This is a genomic window from Paenibacillus sp. cl141a (genome assembly GCF_900109305.1).
Classification (GTDB): Bacteria; Bacillota; Bacilli; order Paenibacillales; family Paenibacillaceae; genus Paenibacillus_AQ; species Paenibacillus_AQ lautus_A.
Map to the genome: position 1 here is coordinate 73,963 of NZ_FNZO01000001.1, position 17,051 is coordinate 91,013.

12 protein-coding genes are annotated in these 17,051 nt (G+C 44.0%); 9 read left to right on the plus strand and 3 right to left on the minus strand.

All coding sequences use genetic code 11. The features are described 5' to 3' along the window. The first annotated feature begins 2 nt into the window (after window positions 1–2). Entirely contained in the window at window positions 3–269 is a 267-nt protein-coding gene (locus BMX45_RS00375) for a hypothetical protein (protein WP_090907958.1), read from the plus strand. Window positions 270–332: 63 nt separating this feature from the next. On the opposite strand, the gene BMX45_RS00380 is transcribed toward BMX45_RS00375, so the two are convergent. After that, window positions 333–1,220 (minus strand): LysR family transcriptional regulator, encoded by an 888-nt coding sequence (locus BMX45_RS00380; protein WP_090907962.1) that lies wholly within the window; start codon window positions 1,218–1,220, stop codon window positions 333–335. 166 nt (window positions 1,221–1,386) lie between these two features. On the opposite strand from BMX45_RS00380, the gene BMX45_RS00385 reads away from it, so the two are divergent. From BMX45_RS00385 to BMX45_RS00420, 8 genes are all read left to right on the plus strand, one after another. Beyond that, window positions 1,387–1,734, plus strand: a complete 348-nt coding sequence (locus BMX45_RS00385) for a nuclear transport factor 2 family protein (protein WP_090907964.1) — start codon at window positions 1,387–1,389, stop codon at window positions 1,732–1,734. A 51-nt stretch (window positions 1,735–1,785) separates the two neighbouring features. Next, window positions 1,786–2,580, plus strand: coding sequence for an SDR family oxidoreductase (locus tag BMX45_RS00390; protein WP_090907966.1), 795 nt, complete (start codon window positions 1,786–1,788; stop codon window positions 2,578–2,580). A 312-nt stretch (window positions 2,581–2,892) separates the two neighbouring features. After that, window positions 2,893–4,953: an alpha-galactosidase gene (locus BMX45_RS00395; RefSeq protein WP_090907968.1), complete on the plus strand. Its 2,061-nt coding sequence runs from the start codon at window positions 2,893–2,895 to the stop codon at window positions 4,951–4,953. Window positions 4,954–4,973: 20 nt separating this feature from the next. Continuing rightward, a complete protein-coding gene (locus BMX45_RS00400; protein ID WP_090907970.1) occupies window positions 4,974–7,583 on the plus strand; it encodes a carbohydrate-binding protein in 2,610 nt (869 codons plus the stop codon). Window positions 7,584–7,724: 141 nt separating this feature from the next. Further along, window positions 7,725–10,031 carry a glycoside hydrolase family 95 protein gene (locus tag BMX45_RS00405; RefSeq protein WP_090907972.1) on the plus strand — a complete coding sequence of 769 codons (2,307 nt, stop codon included), beginning with the start codon at window positions 7,725–7,727 and terminating at the stop codon, window positions 10,029–10,031. 576 nt (window positions 10,032–10,607) lie between these two features. After that, complete coding sequence (locus BMX45_RS00410; protein WP_090907974.1) at window positions 10,608–12,128, plus strand: dsDNA nuclease domain-containing protein; 1,521 nt, start codon at window positions 10,608–10,610, stop codon at window positions 12,126–12,128. Beyond that, window positions 12,125–12,790 carry a hypothetical protein gene (locus BMX45_RS00415; RefSeq protein WP_090907976.1) on the plus strand — a complete coding sequence of 222 codons (666 nt, stop codon included), beginning with the start codon at window positions 12,125–12,127 and terminating at the stop codon, window positions 12,788–12,790. The genes BMX45_RS00410 and BMX45_RS00415 overlap by 4 nt, the downstream gene beginning before the upstream one ends. Next, a complete protein-coding gene (locus tag BMX45_RS00420) occupies window positions 12,780–14,849 on the plus strand; it encodes an AAA family ATPase (RefSeq protein ID WP_090907978.1) in 2,070 nt (689 codons plus the stop codon). Before BMX45_RS00415 ends, BMX45_RS00420 begins: the two co-directional genes overlap by 11 nt. Before the next feature lie 70 nt (window positions 14,850–14,919). Here BMX45_RS00420 and BMX45_RS00425 read toward each other — a convergent pair whose 3' ends face one another. After that, window positions 14,920–16,101 carry a DNA-processing protein DprA gene (locus tag BMX45_RS00425; RefSeq protein ID WP_090907981.1) on the minus strand — a complete coding sequence of 394 codons (1,182 nt, stop codon included), beginning with the start codon at window positions 16,099–16,101 and terminating at the stop codon, window positions 14,920–14,922. Window positions 16,102–16,193: 92 nt separating this feature from the next. Beyond that, window positions 16,194–16,778, minus strand: coding sequence for a ComF family protein (locus BMX45_RS00430; RefSeq protein WP_090907983.1), 585 nt, complete (start codon window positions 16,776–16,778; stop codon window positions 16,194–16,196). Window positions 16,779–17,051: the final 273 nt, after the last annotated feature.

Consider the following 17,051-nt stretch of genomic DNA (forward strand, 5'->3'; position numbering starts at 1 on the left):
TCGTGGAGCTTCTAATCTATGTCGTGTTGTTCATCCTGAATATTCCGATCTATAAGTGGATCTTTAGACGGATATTCGATGACGTGGATGATCTGAAGCAGTCGGTGAAGTATTCGTTTACGCCGGATATTATCTCCTTGTTCCGCAGACGTTATTGGAAGGATCAGTTCGGGGAGCTGAAGCTGTCCGTTTTCTATTTTTGTTGTTTACTGATCTTCGTCATGGAGTGCGTGGTCGCGGCGAAGGTGATTGACGTGATCTTTCGATGAGTTAGCAAAGGCTATCCAAGCGTCGTTTTGACCTGGATAGCCTTTTTATTGTGCGCCAACCGGTTACTTCCCGCTGACTTGATAATGATGCTCCACATATTCAATGAATCGTCTGGCCGCAGGCGAGAGGTAGCGGTCTTCCCTCCACTTCAAGCCGATCTCCCAGAACCAGCCTTCATCGGTAATGGGAATCCACGAGAGACCTTCCAGCATGAGGCCGGCCGTTTTCGGCAGAACGGAGACGCCAAGTCCCTCTTTAATAAAACCCGCAACGGTGGCCAAATCTTCTGCATCGTACGTCGAAGACAGAATAAAGCCGGTATGCTGAAATCGCGATTGAATCGTGGCTCGAAGGCCGCAATTATGCTTCAGGCCGACGAACGGCTCTCCGGACAAATCCATCAGACTTAGCGAGGGACGTTTGGCCAAGCGGTGGCGGCTTGAAACCACGATATATAAAGGCATGGTTCTCATGACCAGCCAGTTATGATGATCCATGGTGGATTCTCTCGATGTAATCATGAGGTCCGAATGCCCTTTTTCCAAATGTTCGTCAATATCGCCGAGGTTTCCCTGATGCAATTCAAAACGAACCTTGGGATGAGCCAGCTGATAGGCCCTGACAAGGGCAGGGACGAGATCGACCCCTAAAATATTCAGGTAAGAAACCGAAATGATCCCCGTGTCCGGATTGGACGATTCTTCGATTTCCTGCATCCCGTTCTGAATGTCCTGAAGTGCCTGCTCCACCCATCTGGCAAACATGCTGCCATAGCGGTTAAGCTTCACATTACGGCCATTTCGTTCAAACAGCGGGACGCCCAGCTCACTCTCCAACTTGGAGATGGCGTGGCTTAAAGCCGGCTGCGTGATGCTGAGCGCTTTCGATGCCTTCGTCATATGTTGAAGACGGGAAACCGTCAAAAAATACTCCAGCTGTGTAAGCTCCAATCGCTAAGCACCTACTTTATATGAATTTTATTTATAAATTTTATGATTATTATAAATTGGACGTAATAAAAGCGTCAAGGTAAGATATCCTTGTCTTCAACCGGACCGGGGGAGGATAAGCGGCGTCAAGCCTGAGGAATATAACATCATAAGGAGTGAAGCGTTTATGATCGAGATAAGCGAGAAGCAGCTGCCGAGTATAATTCGCACATTTATATCCGCAAGCAATGATCATGATACAAACCGGATGCTTACGTGCATCGGCAAGGATGCTATAGTCGTCGATGACAGCAGGGAGTTCAGGGGAAAAGCAGCCATACAGAAATGGAGCGACGACGAATTCATCGGCGCACGGGTAAATGTCCGGGCGACAAACATTCATCAACGCCTAGACCAGTACATCGTTTCAACCGAAGTAAATGGTGATTATCCGGCAGGCCCGTACTATTTTGATTTTTATTTCACGGTGCAAAGCGGTCAGATTTCAAAATTACAGATTACTGAATCAAAGTAAGGAAAAAATACCATATTCAAAATTTGAACGTTCGAATACTGGAGGGCCATTATGAAACATAGACATGAAGGACCATGGAATGAGTTTGAAGGCAAAAGAGTCCTGGTTACTGGAGGAACCAGAGGAATGGGTCAGGCCATCGTAAAGCGGCTTTCAGACGGAGGGGCGGCTGTACTGACTACCGCCCGTTCCGAACCTAGCGTTCGGGTCGGCTCCGGCTTGTTCGTTCAAGCCGATATTGCGACGTCTACAGGCGTCGATAAGGTGATTCAAGGTGTTAAGGAGCACCTGCATGGAATTGACATCGTGGTGCACTGCGTAGGCGGTTCGACCACACCCCCTGGAGGAGCGCTTGCCTTGACTGACGAGGATTGGGTTCAAGCCTTGAATTGGAATCTTCTCGCGGCGGTTCGTTTGGACAGGGGGCTGCTGCCGTACATGGTAGAGCAGGGATCGGGTGCCATCATTCATATCACTTCGATACAGAGACGCCTGCCGCTCTATGAAACCACGCTGGCTTATGCCGCGGCGAAGGCTGCCCTTGCCAATTACAGCAAAGGGTTATCCAACGAGTTTTCTCCGCGGGGCATTCGAATTAACGCCGTATCGCCCGGATTCATTCAGACAGAGGCTGCAGATGCCATGATCGACCGGATTGCGTCGGTATCAGGAAGCCGAGAAAGCGCGCTTCAGGAATTGATGAATTCGCTCGGGGGGATTCCTCTTGGACGTCCCGGGCTTCCGGAAGAGGTAGCCGAGCTGGTGGCATTTCTTGTATCGGACCGGGCGTCATCCATAACGGGAAGCGAATATGTAATCGACGGCGGCACCATACCAACCGTCTAATGATAAGATTTAGCGTGAGAACAGTGGTACTTCATCATCCATAGGTAAAACAGGCTATCCGGAGAACTTAGGCGCTCCGCGATAGCCTTTTTTTTCGAGTGGGTCCGTCGCCAGCGATCGGCGGAAAGTGGCCATACTGCATTTTAACAAATGGGTCGCTCCAGATGCGTTATATCCCGATATGGATCGGAAGATCGTTGTATAGTAAGCGCTTTACCTGCGCTTCTATAATGATAGCAAGCTGTAAAAGGCGCTTGATGCGATAGCGTCCTGAATGCAGCACAGATGCACGCAGAAGGAGGCAATCCACGGATGTTAGGAAGCAGCGATACGGCAGTGAACGTGGGGGTGAATGCCGAAACTCACCTTCGCTTGGCGAATGGTCTGGTGGCCATTGAGGTGGATTTGGAAAAAGGCGGTTACGCCTACGCAGGCAGCAGGGGATTCGCTCTGCAAGAAGTACGAAGCGGCTTTCGATGGCAGGGTCGGGAATACCATACGGGACATTACGACAGCCACTATATGATAGGGCAGCCGGAGAAGATTCAAGATCGGTTCGGAACCGGAATCCATGCCGTGATTAAGCATGAATCCGATCTGCTCCCAGGCCTGGAACAGCATTTTTACGTCTATGAGGGAACTTCATCTTTTATCACGCGGGTCGTCATCGTCGGCCAAGAGGAATTAAAGGTAAAACGCATCGCGGTGGTGAAAACCGATAGCGTATCGAGCAGGAGCGAGACGGTTCCGGGAGAAGCGCTGCATGTGCTGCGCGTGCCGTATGACAATGACAAATGGGTGCGCTATCTCACGGAGACGGCCCCGCTGGAGACGGAAAGCTACGAAGTGACGGCCTTGTTCCTGCCGGATAGCCGCCATGGATTGATTCTGGGATCGATCAGTCATGACGTATGGAAGACCGGCATTCGCGTCAAAGGGGAAACCGCAGGCAAGCTTGATGAACTGGAACTGTACGCTGGCGCGGCCGACATTATGACCCGAGATTCCCAGCCGCATGGCTACGTAAGAGGAACTCGCATCGAATCTCCGCTGGTTATGGTAGGGGATTACGACGATTACCGGACAGGACTCGAAGCGTATGGGGAAGCGAATGCGAAGGTAGCTCCTGCTCTGAGCTGGGACGGCGGCGTCCCGATCGGCTGGAACAGCTGGTCGGCCGCCATGAGCACGCTGGATTACGACCTCTATGTGGCGACAAGCGATTTTCTGAAGCGGGAGGTTCAGCCGCAGGGCTTTCATAACGAGGATACCCTGTACATGAATTTCGATGCGTTCTGGGATCGCCTGACGCCTGCCGAGATGGAGGATGCCTTGAAAAGGGTCCGCGAAAACGGGCACAAACCCGGTACATACTGGACGCCGTTTGCATTTTGGGGAAGTCCGGCTGGGTTCGGGAACCCCGTGGAGGGCACCGATGGGAAGTACACCTATGGCGATATTCTGCTTCGCGACCAGGATGGCGAGATTTTGCCGGATGTTGACGGCGGACTTGCGATTGATCCTACGCATCCCGGGAACCTGGCGCGAATCGATTGGTTCATGGATAAATTCGTCTCCGAGGGATTTGAGTATATCAAGCTGGATTTCATGGCTCACGGGGCTCTGGAAGGCAAGCATTACGACCCGGATATTACGACGGGGATCGCAGCATACAATTACGGCCTGTCGTATCTGACGGATAAACTCTCCCCGGAGCGGATCGTCAGACCGTTCTTCATCAACCTGTCGATTGCCCCGCTGTTCCCTTATTCCTATGCGCACAGCCGCAGAATTTCCTGCGATGTGTTCGGAACGATCCAGGATACGGAATATTTGCTGAACTCGCTGACGCACGGGTGGTGGATGAACGATACGCTGTACCGTTTTAACGATCCGGACCATGCCGTGATCTATAAAAGCTTCAACCAGGATTCGACGACCCGCCATGAAGGGCGAAGCCGTCTGACCGCGTCCGTGATCTCGGGAACGGTGCTGCTGCTGGGCGATGACTTCCGGCATGAGGAAGCGGCATGGCGCGCCAAGAACTGGCTGGGAAATGAGGCGATCATCGAGATTGCGAGACTGGGCAGAACCTTTGTGCCCGTAGAGGGGAATCTCGGGAAACAGGCTGCGGATACGTTTGTGCTGACCCATCCGAGCGAAGCGGGAACTACGTATATTGCCGTGTTTAACTTTGACGGAGCCGAGTCTGTGCAGAAGGCGGTTTCCTTGGGACGCTGCGGCCTCGAGGCGCACGCATCTTATACGGTTCTGGATGTGTGGGAAGGAACGGAAGGTCAATCGGAAGGCACGCTTGTGGTCGAGCTGGCGCCAGCCGAATCGAAAATCCTGAAATTAAGCCGAAATCAATGAATAGAAGGAGGAGAGGTTCAGTGCGTATTCATCCGTTCAAATTCTTCCAAAAGCCATTCATGCTATTCTTATCGATGCTGTTAGCGGGGGCTATGCTAGGCAGCTCCTTTGCTTCGGCGGAACCGCAGCAGCCGAGTCAAACGGCCGGAGGCATCCTTTCCTACGAGGCCGAGGCATCTCAGAACACGTTTACCGGCAATGCAGGAGCGGTCGATTGCGGCTTCTGTTCAGGCGGGCAAAAAGCCGGCAATCTGTACGGCGGCTCCACGCTGACGTTCAACGGGATTCAGGCCGATAAGGCCGGTATATACAATATGAACATGTTCTACATCTCCGGGGATTCCCGCACTGCTTCGATCTCCGTAAACGGAGCGGAGAAGGAGAATTTCAGTTTTCCGAAAACAGCGGATTGGAACACGATCGGCACCTATCAGATTCAAATTTACTTGAATCAGGGCAGCAACACGATTCTGTTCGATGACGCAGGCGGCTACTCGCCCGATTTTGACAAGATTGAGCTGACCTTTGATTCAGCCGTCGATGACGGATCAGGCCCAGATGGCAGCATTGGCGATTTGGGCAAGCAAAAGAAAGCCACGAGTTATGGCTCCATCACCTTAACCGAATATGCCAACGGCTTCAAGGTATCCAATCCGACGTATGAGCTGCTGTACAACACCTCGACCGGATTGTCGCAATACAATTGGAACGGCAAACCGGTTGCCAAGGGGTTATACAGCGAGATCCAGCTCGACCGGATGGTTGCAAGCAAGGACTATAAACATCATAAATTCTATAAAAATCAAGTGGTCCCATTCCAGGATGCCACCGGCAAGGGCATCAAGGTGACGGTCGTGAATGAGGATGGGGGAATGCCATCACTCAGCCAAATCTATTATGTCTACGAAGACGGGCCGTATCTGCTTACGGAAACAGTCGCTTCCCATCATTCCGCCATATCTACGGGGAATATCGCACCTATCGCGATGGAAGCGAGGGGCGGCATCGACATCGGCAGCTATGACGATAACAGGGTCCTCGTCGTTCCGTTCGATAATGATGCTTGGTCCAGATACCAAGCGAAGTCGATGAATACCGGCCTCAACAATGGTCTGTATGTCAGTTCGGAGCTGACGGCCATCTATGACAATACGAGCCGGAACGGCCTCGTTATCGGATCGGTGACGCATGACACGTGGAAGACCGGCATCTATTGGAGCGGCTCGAATGACAAATTGAACAAACTGCGCGTATATGGCGGATTTACGTCATCCACCTCCACGTGGGATACGATTCCGCATGGAAAGGTAACGGGCAAGCAGATTGCTTCGCCGAAAATCATGGTCGGCTTTTTCGAGGATTACCGGACCGGGCTGGAGGAATTTGGCCAGGTGAATGCAGCGATCCAGCCTCCATTAGCCTTTGGCGAAGACATTCCTGAAGGCGTTCCGGTCGGCTGGAACAGCTGGGGAGCTTATGCCAGCGATTTGAGCTTTGACAAGGCGGTTTCCGTCTCGAATTATTTTAAAGACCATATTCAGAACCATTCCTTCAACAATGAAGGCGATATCTACATCAATCTCGATTCCTATTGGGATAACATGACGGATCAGCAGCTGACGGATCTGGTTCAGCTCATTCACAGCAATGGACAGAAGGCCGGCATCTATTACTCGCCGTTTGTGTACTGGGGCAACAATATGGAGCAGGAGGTCGAAGGGACCAACGGCAAATATAAATACGGCGATATCGTGCTGCGCGATTTGGAGGGCAACGTGCTGCCAACACTGGACGGCGCTTATGCAGTGGATCCGACGCATCCGGGCGTGAGGCAGCGGATCGATTATTACATGAATAAGTTTAAGAGCAAGGGTTTTGAATATATCAAAATCGATTTTCTGAGCCATGGGGCAATGGAAGGCAAGCATGATGACCCGAGCGTTCAAACCGGGATCCAGGCCTATAACCAAGGAATGGCTTACTTGAATGAAGTGCTGGACGGCTCCATGTTCATCAGCGCTTCCATCGCGCCGCTGTTCCCTAGCCAATATGCGCACAGCCGCCGCATCTCCTGCGATACCGACGGCAGCATCGGCAGCACGGAATACCAGCTGAACAATCTGACGTACGGCTGGTGGCAGAACGGAACGATCTATCATTATACCGATCCGGACTACATGCACTTAACCAAAGGCGGATCGATGGAAGGCGCGCAGTCTCGTGTCAATGCGGCCGCGATCTCCGGCACGGTCTTCCTGAATTCGGATGACGTAACGGATGCGACGGCACGGCAGTACATGGAAACGCTGCTGACCAACCCGGAAGTGAACGGGCTTGCGATGAAGGGCAAGGCGTTCCGGCCGGTAGAAGGCAACACGGGCACGCAGGCAGCGAATGTATTTGTGCTGGACGATCAGGGAACCCGCTATGTAGCCGTGTTTAACTATACGCAAAATGCAGCACAGCACACCGTGGATCTCGTTCGTGCCGGTATCGATTCGGAAGGGGCGGCGTCCTATACGGTGACGGATGTATGGAGCGGCCAATCTCAGACGGTGTCTGGCTCTTCGCTGGATGTGACGCTTAAAGCGGCCGAATCCAAGCTTTATAAAATCGTCCCTAATCCATAACAAGTAGTCATCGATTCATCATGTACATCTGCAAGTTCATCGCGGTTCTCGGCTCCATCCGGGAATCGCGATTTCTTGCTTTTGCTTTAAGGGTAGTGCTTGTCTCGATATTGGAAAATCAATTGAAGAGGAGAAAACAACATGTCAGATATGAAGCTTTGGTATACGAAACCGGCCCAGGGCTGGTCGCAAGGGCTGCCGATCGGCAATGGCCGAGTGGGGAATGTGGTGGTATCCACTCCTGACAGAGAGATATGGAATATCACCGAAACCACCTATTGGTCCGGCCAGCCGGAGCCAGCTCAAGGGCAAAGCAACAGCAAAACGGATTTGGAGCAGATGCGGAAGCACTTCTTTCAGGGCGATTATCGCGAAGGCGATCGACTAGCTAAGAAGCACCTGGAGCCGGAAAAATTGAATTTTGGCACCAATCTGGGACTATGCCAAGTCGTTCTGAAGTTTGACCATAACGTGAACCCATTCGAGGGCGGGGGACAAGATGCAGCAGCTGAGCCGCTGTTCCATCGGGAACTGGACCTGCAGGAGGCGGTGGCGCGTTCTTTTTGCGAGATCGATGGAGCGGAGATGACGCGAGAGGTCTTTGCTTCCCATGCCGATCAGGTCATCGTTTCCCAGATCCGCAGCAGCCATGGCTCGTCAGGCGTGTCATTCCGCATTTCGATTCGAGGCGAGAACGGCCCTTTTCATGCTGCCGTTACTGGGAAGGACACGATCAAATTCCAGGGACAGGCGCTGGAAGGCATACATAGCAATGGGGAGTGCGGGGTGTCCTGCCAAGGCCAGCTTCGGGTCGTAGCGGAAGGCGGGCAGGTGAGCTGCACGGATGACACCATAACCGTAGCCGGGGCGGATGAGGCGGCGATTTATTTTGCGGTGAATACGGATTATCGTCAAGAAGGCGAGAGCTGGCGGGTGAAAAGCGCATTGCAGCTAGAACAGGCTGTGCTGCTGGGATATGACGAGCTGAAAGCCAAGCATCTGGCGGATTATCAGCCGCTGTATGCCCGCGTACGATTGGATCTGGGAAGCTCCGAGCATGTCAGTCTGCCTACGGACGAGCGGATCGGCAGGTTCAAGCAGGGCAAGCGGGATGATCCGGCGTTGTTTGCGTTGTTTTATCAATACGGCCGGTACTTGACGATTAGCGGGTCACGGCAAGACTCCATCCTGCCCATGCATTTGCAAGGGATATGGAATGACGGCGAAGCCAACAAAATGGCCTGGAGCTGCGATTATCACCTGGACGTGAACACCCAGATGAACTATTTTCCGACGGAGGCCGCGAACCTGAGCGAGAGCCATGAGCCGCTCATGCGGTATATCCAGCAGCTATCGGTGGCCGGACGCTCGGCGGCGCGCCATTATTACGATGCCGAAGGCTGGGTGGCCCATGTATTCTCCAATGCCTGGGGATTTGCGTCACCGGGGTGGGGGACTTCCTGGGGGCTGAACGTGACGGGCGGATTATGGATAGCGACGCATATGATGGAGCACTACGCGTATAACCGCGATCAGGCTTTTCTGGAGGAGCTGGCGTATCCTGTCCTGAAGGAGGCCGCGGCCTTTTTCATGGATTACATGACCGTGCATCCGAAGTATGGCTGGCTGGTGACAGGTCCGTCGAATTCGCCGGAGAACAGCTTTTATACCGGCAATCCGGAGGATGGGCATCAGCAGCTGTCCATGGGCCCGACCATGGATCAGGTCCTGGTTCGGGATCTGCTGACGTTCTGCGTGAAGGCAGCACAGACGCTGGGCGTGGATGAGGAGCTTCAGCAGAAGTGGCAGACGGCGCTGGATCAATTGCCTCCGCTGATGATCGGCAAGAAGGGACAGCTGCAGGAATGGCTGGAGGACTATGAGGAGGCGCAGCCGGAGCACCGCCATCTGTCGCATCTGTTTGCCCTGTATCCCGGCAGCCAAATCACCCCGCATCATACACCGGAACTCGCTGCGGCAGCCCGAGTGACATTGGAGAACCGGAACAGCCGGGCCGACCTGGAGGATATCGAATTTACCGCGGCACTGTTCGGGCTCTTCTACGCCCGATTGCATGACGGGGACCAGGCCGTGCAGCATATTGCCCACCTGATCGGGGAGCTGTGCTTCGACAACATGCTCACCTACTCCAAACCCGGCGTAGCCGGAGCCGAGGCCAACATCTTTGTCATCGACGGCAACTTCGGCGGCACCGCCGCCATTGCGGAAATGCTGCTGCAGAGCCACGAAGGCGAGATTCATCTCCTGCCTGCACTGCCGGCCATGTGGCCGACGGGCAGCGCAAAAGGGTTGAAGGCCAAAGGGAATATTGAGGTGGATATGAGCTGGGCAGATGGGAAACTGGTTGAGGCGAGGGTGAAGGGGAATGAGGATGGGAGTGTGAAGGTGTTTTATGGGGGGAAGGAGATGGACACAGGGAGAGCCTAAGAATTCATGAAAATCGGGAGTGAAATATTCACTCAAAGCAGATACAAGAAGGATCATTAATATTTAGTGGGCATCTGATACAACAGGATGCCCTTTTTTGCTACAAATATTCTATTGCAATTAACTTTAATAGCCCTCAATTTCATACGAAGGCGAGTGTATTAGAAGCAATAACAAATTTGAAACTTCTTTATAGGTTTTGTTGGGATTGCGATGCTCTTTAATGGTACCTAGGAAGCAACTGTTCTGAAACATTCATTATTTTTTGTTGCCAAAAAATGATCAAGTAGCTAGCAAAAGACGTAACGGTGTAAACACTTTAAGCTTTTTAATTTCTTCACTGCGATAGTTGTTTATAAGTTCTGCCTCGTGATATAAAATGGAAAATTAAAATTTAGGAAACTTTTGATCGTGTACGGTAATGCAGGATGAGCATCTTGTGAGATTAGAACAAGGCCTAAAAATAGGAGACTTCCGAGAAAATCCTCTTCACCCAACTTCTGGGTGGTTTTTATTTCGCAATCTGATAAAATATGACTAATGAAGATAGTTATAAAGTAGGATGTTGTCCATAATATGAATAATTTCAAGGGGATAGATATGTCGAGTGAATTAATTATTTTTAAAAAGGATACCGATGCTGTTGGAACCAATAGAGGTTTTATATATCAGTATTTAAAAACATTAATTCAATGGTTAAACAATTACACTTCTGGATCTGATAACGTAATATATTGTGAAGTTGAGGACGATATCAAGCAAATTGATAAGTCTAATAGCAAAATTCAGTGGACTCAAATAAAGTGCTATTCCAGTGTTTTTAATTTAGGGCATCGCGATATAATTAAATCTTTGCACAATTTTTTTGTTCTATTCGTTAGTTATGATAAATACGATGGAACCTTTTGCTTCGAAACAAATTCAAAAATTTCAAGTAGAGATACTTTATTGAAGAAATGGGTAAATTCTCAACCTCTAAAAACAACTGATAGAGAGCTGCTCGGAAAGTTAATTGTGAAGATTCAAGAGACTTTGAGGGAAACCGTAAGGGAAACAAAGACGGCTCTCTCAAAAGATGTTGCAACTCAAATAAGTAAGTTGGAAGGAGTTAAACCTAAGAGTTCTGTCACAAAGAAAAGAAATCTTCAATTAATCAAAAATTTAAAGAGTGATCTTGGCTCGATAGTAGAACTTTCGGAGCAATTATTAGAGAAAATTAATGATATTGAATTGATGTCGGAATTTATATCGAAAATAAATTGGACATTTGATAACGTTGAAAGCACCAATTCAGTATATGAATTGAAATTTAAGGCGATTCAGTTATTAAAGCAATTGAATCCAAAATTATCTTATGAAATTTATTTCAATAGATTAATTTCGGAGATTTTTTTTAAGTCAACAGAAGAAAATATTGAAGATCGTTATTTAGATAATGAATTATTAGAAGAAATATTTAATGAAACTGAAACTCAAATTAAAGAAAACATAGATAAAGAATTTCTTGAGAAATTCGAAGGTATTGAAGCTATTCTTAACACTGAGTTCGGAAATGTAAACACAAAGCTAACATCAATTGAACTGAAAATTGATTCTATTGTAGAAACAGCAGCGGGTTATAATGACATTCCTTTAATTGATTTGCCATTGGTGGAACCTAAAGAAGTGGAGAAAATTATAACTAAAGAGCCAGAAAAGCAGAGCAAATTAGTTGCTAAAATTAAGTTGATTAATATAAAGGATTCTTATCAAGAAGAGAATTTAATTAATCTTGCAACAGAACTAAGATGCAGATATTTAATTTTCCTGCAGAAACTAAAGTTTGAAAACTTATATTTAAAGTATGATCAACTTAAAATTCTAGAGTCGAAGGTTAAGTATCTTTGTACTAAAACTGTTATCAATAATGATGGTACTGATGCTGAAGTTTTTAATCCTACACAATTCTGGAACACATTTCAAGAGGATTTAAAATTACTACTTAAAGACTCAAAAATGAGGAATAAAGTCGATATAGATGAAGATATAGTATTTGCTCAAATGTACCAAATGGCAGCCGAGTGCCATTTACGTTGGCATAAAGGGGAATTAATATGAAAAATGATGAAGATACAAATATAAGGGATTTTTTCGAGGCTCTTATAGAGAATCAAGTTAGGATGGCGACTGTTCCACTTGACGAACAAATTTCATACATTGATCCAGATGATGATTATGATTTTCATGCATATCGAATATTATTATTGCTTAATGTTTGTGGGATCATAAAGGAACCGTTTTTTTCTTATTCGTCCATTTATGGGAGGAGAAAATTTTCTTTTTTTGATTTTTTAATTAGATACCCCTTCTATCTCTTAAAAGTGATTGAGAAAAGTAATAAGAATTATCTTGCTTCTCTAATTAACTTGAAAGAATCAGAAAAAGAACATGCTTTTTCTCCTATGATTAGATATATTCGTGGTCCTTGGGATCATCGTTATGATTCAATTTTCAATTACATGATTGGAAAAAAACTAATACAGGTTAAGTATGGTAATTTTTCAAAGTCTCAAAAATCCTTTATTGTAAGTTTAACTGAATTAGGAACTGAAAAAGCTAATCAGATTATGGATTTGGAGAGTGAGTGGGTTTCAAGAATGAATGTTATTAATAGGATTTTTCCACAGAACTCATCAAATGAATCTATTGAAAAGTATGTACATGAGAATTTTCCTTCTCTTATTCTAGGTTATTATGGGGTGAAAGAAGATGTTTATTGAAGCGGTTTTAATTCTAGTACAAACCGATGAAAATCTATATAGAAGGTTCGTTTCCTTTAAAAAAAATGATAGTAACGTATATGAGTTTAATATGATTTTTGGTGAAAATACGCTCGGTAAGTCCACTTTTATTCAAAGTGTTATTTATGCTTTGAAGGGTGAAGAATTATATGGAAATCGTAATATAGTTAATTTTAGAGATTTATTCAAAATAAATTATAGGGAAAATGTTGAAGAATCTCATATTTATATACAATTGGTGAATGATGGAAATAGAGTTATAGTTATTAGAAATGCTCAAAAACCAGATGATCCAGTAGTTGTTCTAAAAGGAACTGAACTCCATGAAGATTCAAATTTAGAATCTCTACTACATGATAGTAGCACACATGACTTTTATAAAATGAGAAAAGAGAATAATTTGAAAGGTAATGAAACCTATCAAGAGTTCTTATTTAAATTTATGAATATTACTCCTATAAAAGATGAAGATAGTTCAGATAACGAAGATAATGATAATTCGGATACCAAATTGCTCTTTTATATACAGAATTTAATGCCTCTTTTTATTATACATCAAGGGGCCTGGCATGATATTCAGGCAATTAATCCTCGGTATGGTCTAAAGGATATAAAGAAGACAGCTTTCGAAGTTCTTTTGAATTTTACTGGAACTGAAGTTATCCAAGCGAGATTCGAACTTGAGAAGTTAGAATCGTTATTGAAACAAAAGAATACATCACTAAAAGATATTGAAGAACTGATTGGTACTCTTTTATTTAAACAGTCTGTTTTGATAGAATCAGAAATAGAAAAAGTTCAAAAAGGCATAGATGAAAATAACAAAAAAATAGATGAAATTGAATTAGGTTCTAACGAGGCAAATAACGTTATTAATGACATTCGGAATCAATTTAGAATTTCATCTTTGAAAGCTAGAAGATACCGGGAAACAATGAATAGTTTAGAAACAGAAATTGAGGAGTACAATTTCTATATAAACAAAATACTTAATGACATAGAAAAGAATGATAAATTAAAAACAGCGAAGAAAATTATTGGAATACTTCCTATTGAGACATGTCCCCATTGTCTAAATGCATTGACTATCAACGTTGATGAGGAGTTGCATAGTGAGAATTGTGGTTTATGCGGAAGTCCCTTCAAGACAATGAATTATTCCCAAAACGATCAATATCTTGGTTATTTAAAAGATGAACTAAAAGATTTTAAAAGACTCAAGTTGCAGAAAGAAGAAGAAAAACAACAGTTATATAGTAAGGTAGTTGTGTCTGAATTGGAACAGGCTGAGTTAAAAAAAACGATGAACGATTTTGAAGAAAAACTTAAACCAAAAAAATTACAATCTTATAATTTCCATTCAAGAGAGATAGGTCGGTTGGAAAACGTTAAAACACAACTTAAAAAAGATAAGGAATTAATTTTGAAATATGAGAACCTACTAAATGAAAGAACAAAACTTATAGAAGATGTGAAAAACAAAAAAACATTTATTAAAAATATTCAGAAACAAAAGGAAAATGATGAAGAAAAGCTCAAGTATTTCGAAGAAGTGTTTAAATCATTCTTGAAAAAATTGGATTTTCTAAAAATGGGTCTGGACGAGGAGAAAATCAAAAACGATAATAAAGATAAAAAAGTAGATAGAAATTTGGAAGAAGTTTATGATCAAATAAAAATTGACCGGTTTGATTATTTACCTAAGATTGAAGATAGAAATTTGTATTATCTTACTTCTAGTAGTGGACTTATACGTATTATTTTATCGTATTATACCGCATTATTGAAGACTGCTTTAAAGTTTGCCAAAGATGTACAGCACCCATTTTTGCTTATTATGGATGAGCCAAGACAACAAAATCTGGATATACAAACATTTAATAATTTTCTTTTACTTTTTGACAGTCTAAAGAAAGAGTATCCAAATAAATTTCAAGTGATAATACTATCTTCTGAAAAAGGAGACCGTTCAGGTCATGATATTGCGCTTGATCTAGGTAAAACAACTAGATTGCTTGAACGAGTCTCAATTAAATAGTGGTATTAGGTAAAGCAAAAAATGATCGGCCAAGTTAGTACTTGAGCCGATCATTTTTACTTCTAAATAGCTAGAATAACTTTCCTTGAATTACATTATTTGTATTAGGTGAACTATTCATGTTACTATCTAGTGAATGATATCTCTCTACCCAAAAATTTATCTGATCGATATTTACATTAAGCTCTTTACTGATTTGAATGTTAGTTTTATCTTCTGATAATACCTGTTTTAAAACAGGTAATATCAATGGAAATATATCTCGGTCATTCTTAGTTTCTGAGTTTTGATTATTTATCTTTAATACTTCTCTAATTTTTTCTACAATCGAGATATTTTCGTTTAAATTAATACTACTAACCATAGGATTGTTTTTATATTTTTCAAAAAGAATCTTATTACCTTCTGGGACTTCGTTATCAAGTTGAATGAATAGCGGCACCCAATTATTTTTAATATTCTCTAGTGCGCCTTCCCAAGTTCCTCCACTTGTGGACGATGCCATTACAAATGTTGCTTTTGAATGAGAATAAATATATTTATTCCTTCCCATTGCGTTAAAGCCTTGAAATCGGGCTTTTGGATGAACAGCTGTAAGTAAAGTTAGGTTCCCACTGTGTATATTCCGCTGTATCTCTTTTTTCTTACTCCATCCTTCTAAGTCAGAGTGTAAAATTGAAATAGCAATTCCACCATGAGCAATCGCTTGATCTTGGGCTGTAATATCTACTCCTTTCGCACCACCAGAAACTACAGCTAAGCCTTCATCGACAGCTTTACTCACTAACTTCTTAGTTAAATTCAAACAATAATCATCGGCATTTCTTGAACCAACTACACCAATCGCTGTTCGGTTTAAGTTAGTTAGGTCTCCGGCAAAAAACATGTAAGAAGGTGCTTGGTCTCTTAATTTTGACTTCATTAAGAGCGGATATTCCTTATCCGCTCTTGTTACAACCCCAATCCCAAGTTTCTTGAGCCTTTTTAATTCTTCTGTCATGAAATTTGCATGACCTAACAAATTGACGATTCTACTTGATGTTTGGCGATCCAAGTATAAATCATTCATAAGGTTTTCAATTGTTTTTCCGAACAGATCAGCTGGACCAGTATAGCTAGAATCTTTAATTTGTTGAGCTAGCTTATTCCATTGAAATAATGTAAAAGCTTTAAAATCGGTGGTCCTAGATTTAGAGGGGAATAAATTCATATTGAGAAGCAATATTGCCAATGAATCATCAGAAACTGTCATTTTAACAACACCTACTTTGAGTAACTTGATTTAAAATAATATTACTTTATTATAACCTATTCTCAGAAAATTCATCATTAATGCTCGAAGAATTATGAGTTTCTTGTCTTCGTCATTGTTAGTACATAAATATTCATAACAAAAGGAACATTTTTCAAGATATTCGTTGCAGCAGTCAATGTTGCACCAGATTGATACAAGTCGTCTACTATTAAGATATTTACTGGTTGAATAATGTTCCTGTTCAGAATAATAGAATTATTAATGGTGCTTTGTTTTTTCTTTGAATCTAATCCTTTAAGTTGTTGACTGTTTGTCTTCCTTAAAACTTCCAAATCAACGTAAATATTTAATTTTGAGCCGATTGCTTTACAAATCTCAAATACTGGTTGGACTTGTCTTTCATTTGATGGTGGTGCAGGGATTATTAGATTTATGTTATGATCATTCCATTGTTTTGAAATAAAAGGGATAACAAACTGCATTATGTCATCAACTGTGTTTTGCTTCTTATACTTTAATTGATAAACTAACTCCCCGAGTTCACTTCTTATATTATCGAACTTATCGTGCCCGTACTCATCTTCTCCTAAGTATGTACTTGTAGTTATGTGTCGATCCAATGCGTAACCTTGAGTCCAGGGGCCATATAACATTATAGGATTAGTACTCTTCATTTTATTCCCTCATTCCTTGAGTCTAAGTCCAATATGGGACTTATTATCTATTTCTTTTCTCCTGAAGTGAATCGTTTGTAGACAAATTATTGCAGCATTTGAGTAGTTTCTACATGATATACAAGTTTTCCTGCAAATGAATTTTGTCAATTTGGGTTATTTTCACTATTTTGTGTTTGACACATCCTTATATTAACAATAGTTTAGATGCCCTATGTCTTTCGACTCAATTTTTATCAACCAAACTAAAAAAATTAGTCAGGAACTTTTGTT

Excerpts from the sequence above, each read along its gene's own strand:
- BMX45_RS00385 (WP_090907964.1), top strand. The coding sequence starts at position 1,387 with ATGATCGAGATAAGCGAGAAGCAGCTGCCGAGTATAATTCGCACATTT.
- BMX45_RS00390 (WP_090907966.1), top strand. The coding sequence starts at position 1,786 with ATGAAACATAGACATGAAGGACCATGGAATGAGTTTGAAGGCAAAAGA.
- BMX45_RS00395 (WP_090907968.1), top strand. The coding sequence starts at position 2,893 with ATGTTAGGAAGCAGCGATACGGCAGTGAACGTGGGGGTGAATGCCGAA.
- BMX45_RS00405 (WP_090907972.1), top strand. The coding sequence starts at position 7,725 with ATGTCAGATATGAAGCTTTGGTATACGAAACCGGCCCAGGGCTGGTCG.
- BMX45_RS00410 (WP_090907974.1), top strand. The coding sequence starts at position 10,608 with ATGAATAATTTCAAGGGGATAGATATGTCGAGTGAATTAATTATTTTT.
- BMX45_RS00415 (WP_090907976.1), top strand. The coding sequence starts at position 12,125 with ATGAAAAATGATGAAGATACAAATATAAGGGATTTTTTCGAGGCTCTT.
- BMX45_RS00420 (WP_090907978.1), top strand. The coding sequence starts at position 12,780 with ATGTTTATTGAAGCGGTTTTAATTCTAGTACAAACCGATGAAAATCTA.
- BMX45_RS00425 (WP_090907981.1), bottom strand. The coding sequence starts at position 16,101 with ATGACAGTTTCTGATGATTCATTGGCAATATTGCTTCTCAATATGAAT.
- BMX45_RS00430 (WP_090907983.1), bottom strand. The coding sequence starts at position 16,778 with ATGAAGAGTACTAATCCTATAATGTTATATGGCCCCTGGACTCAAGGT.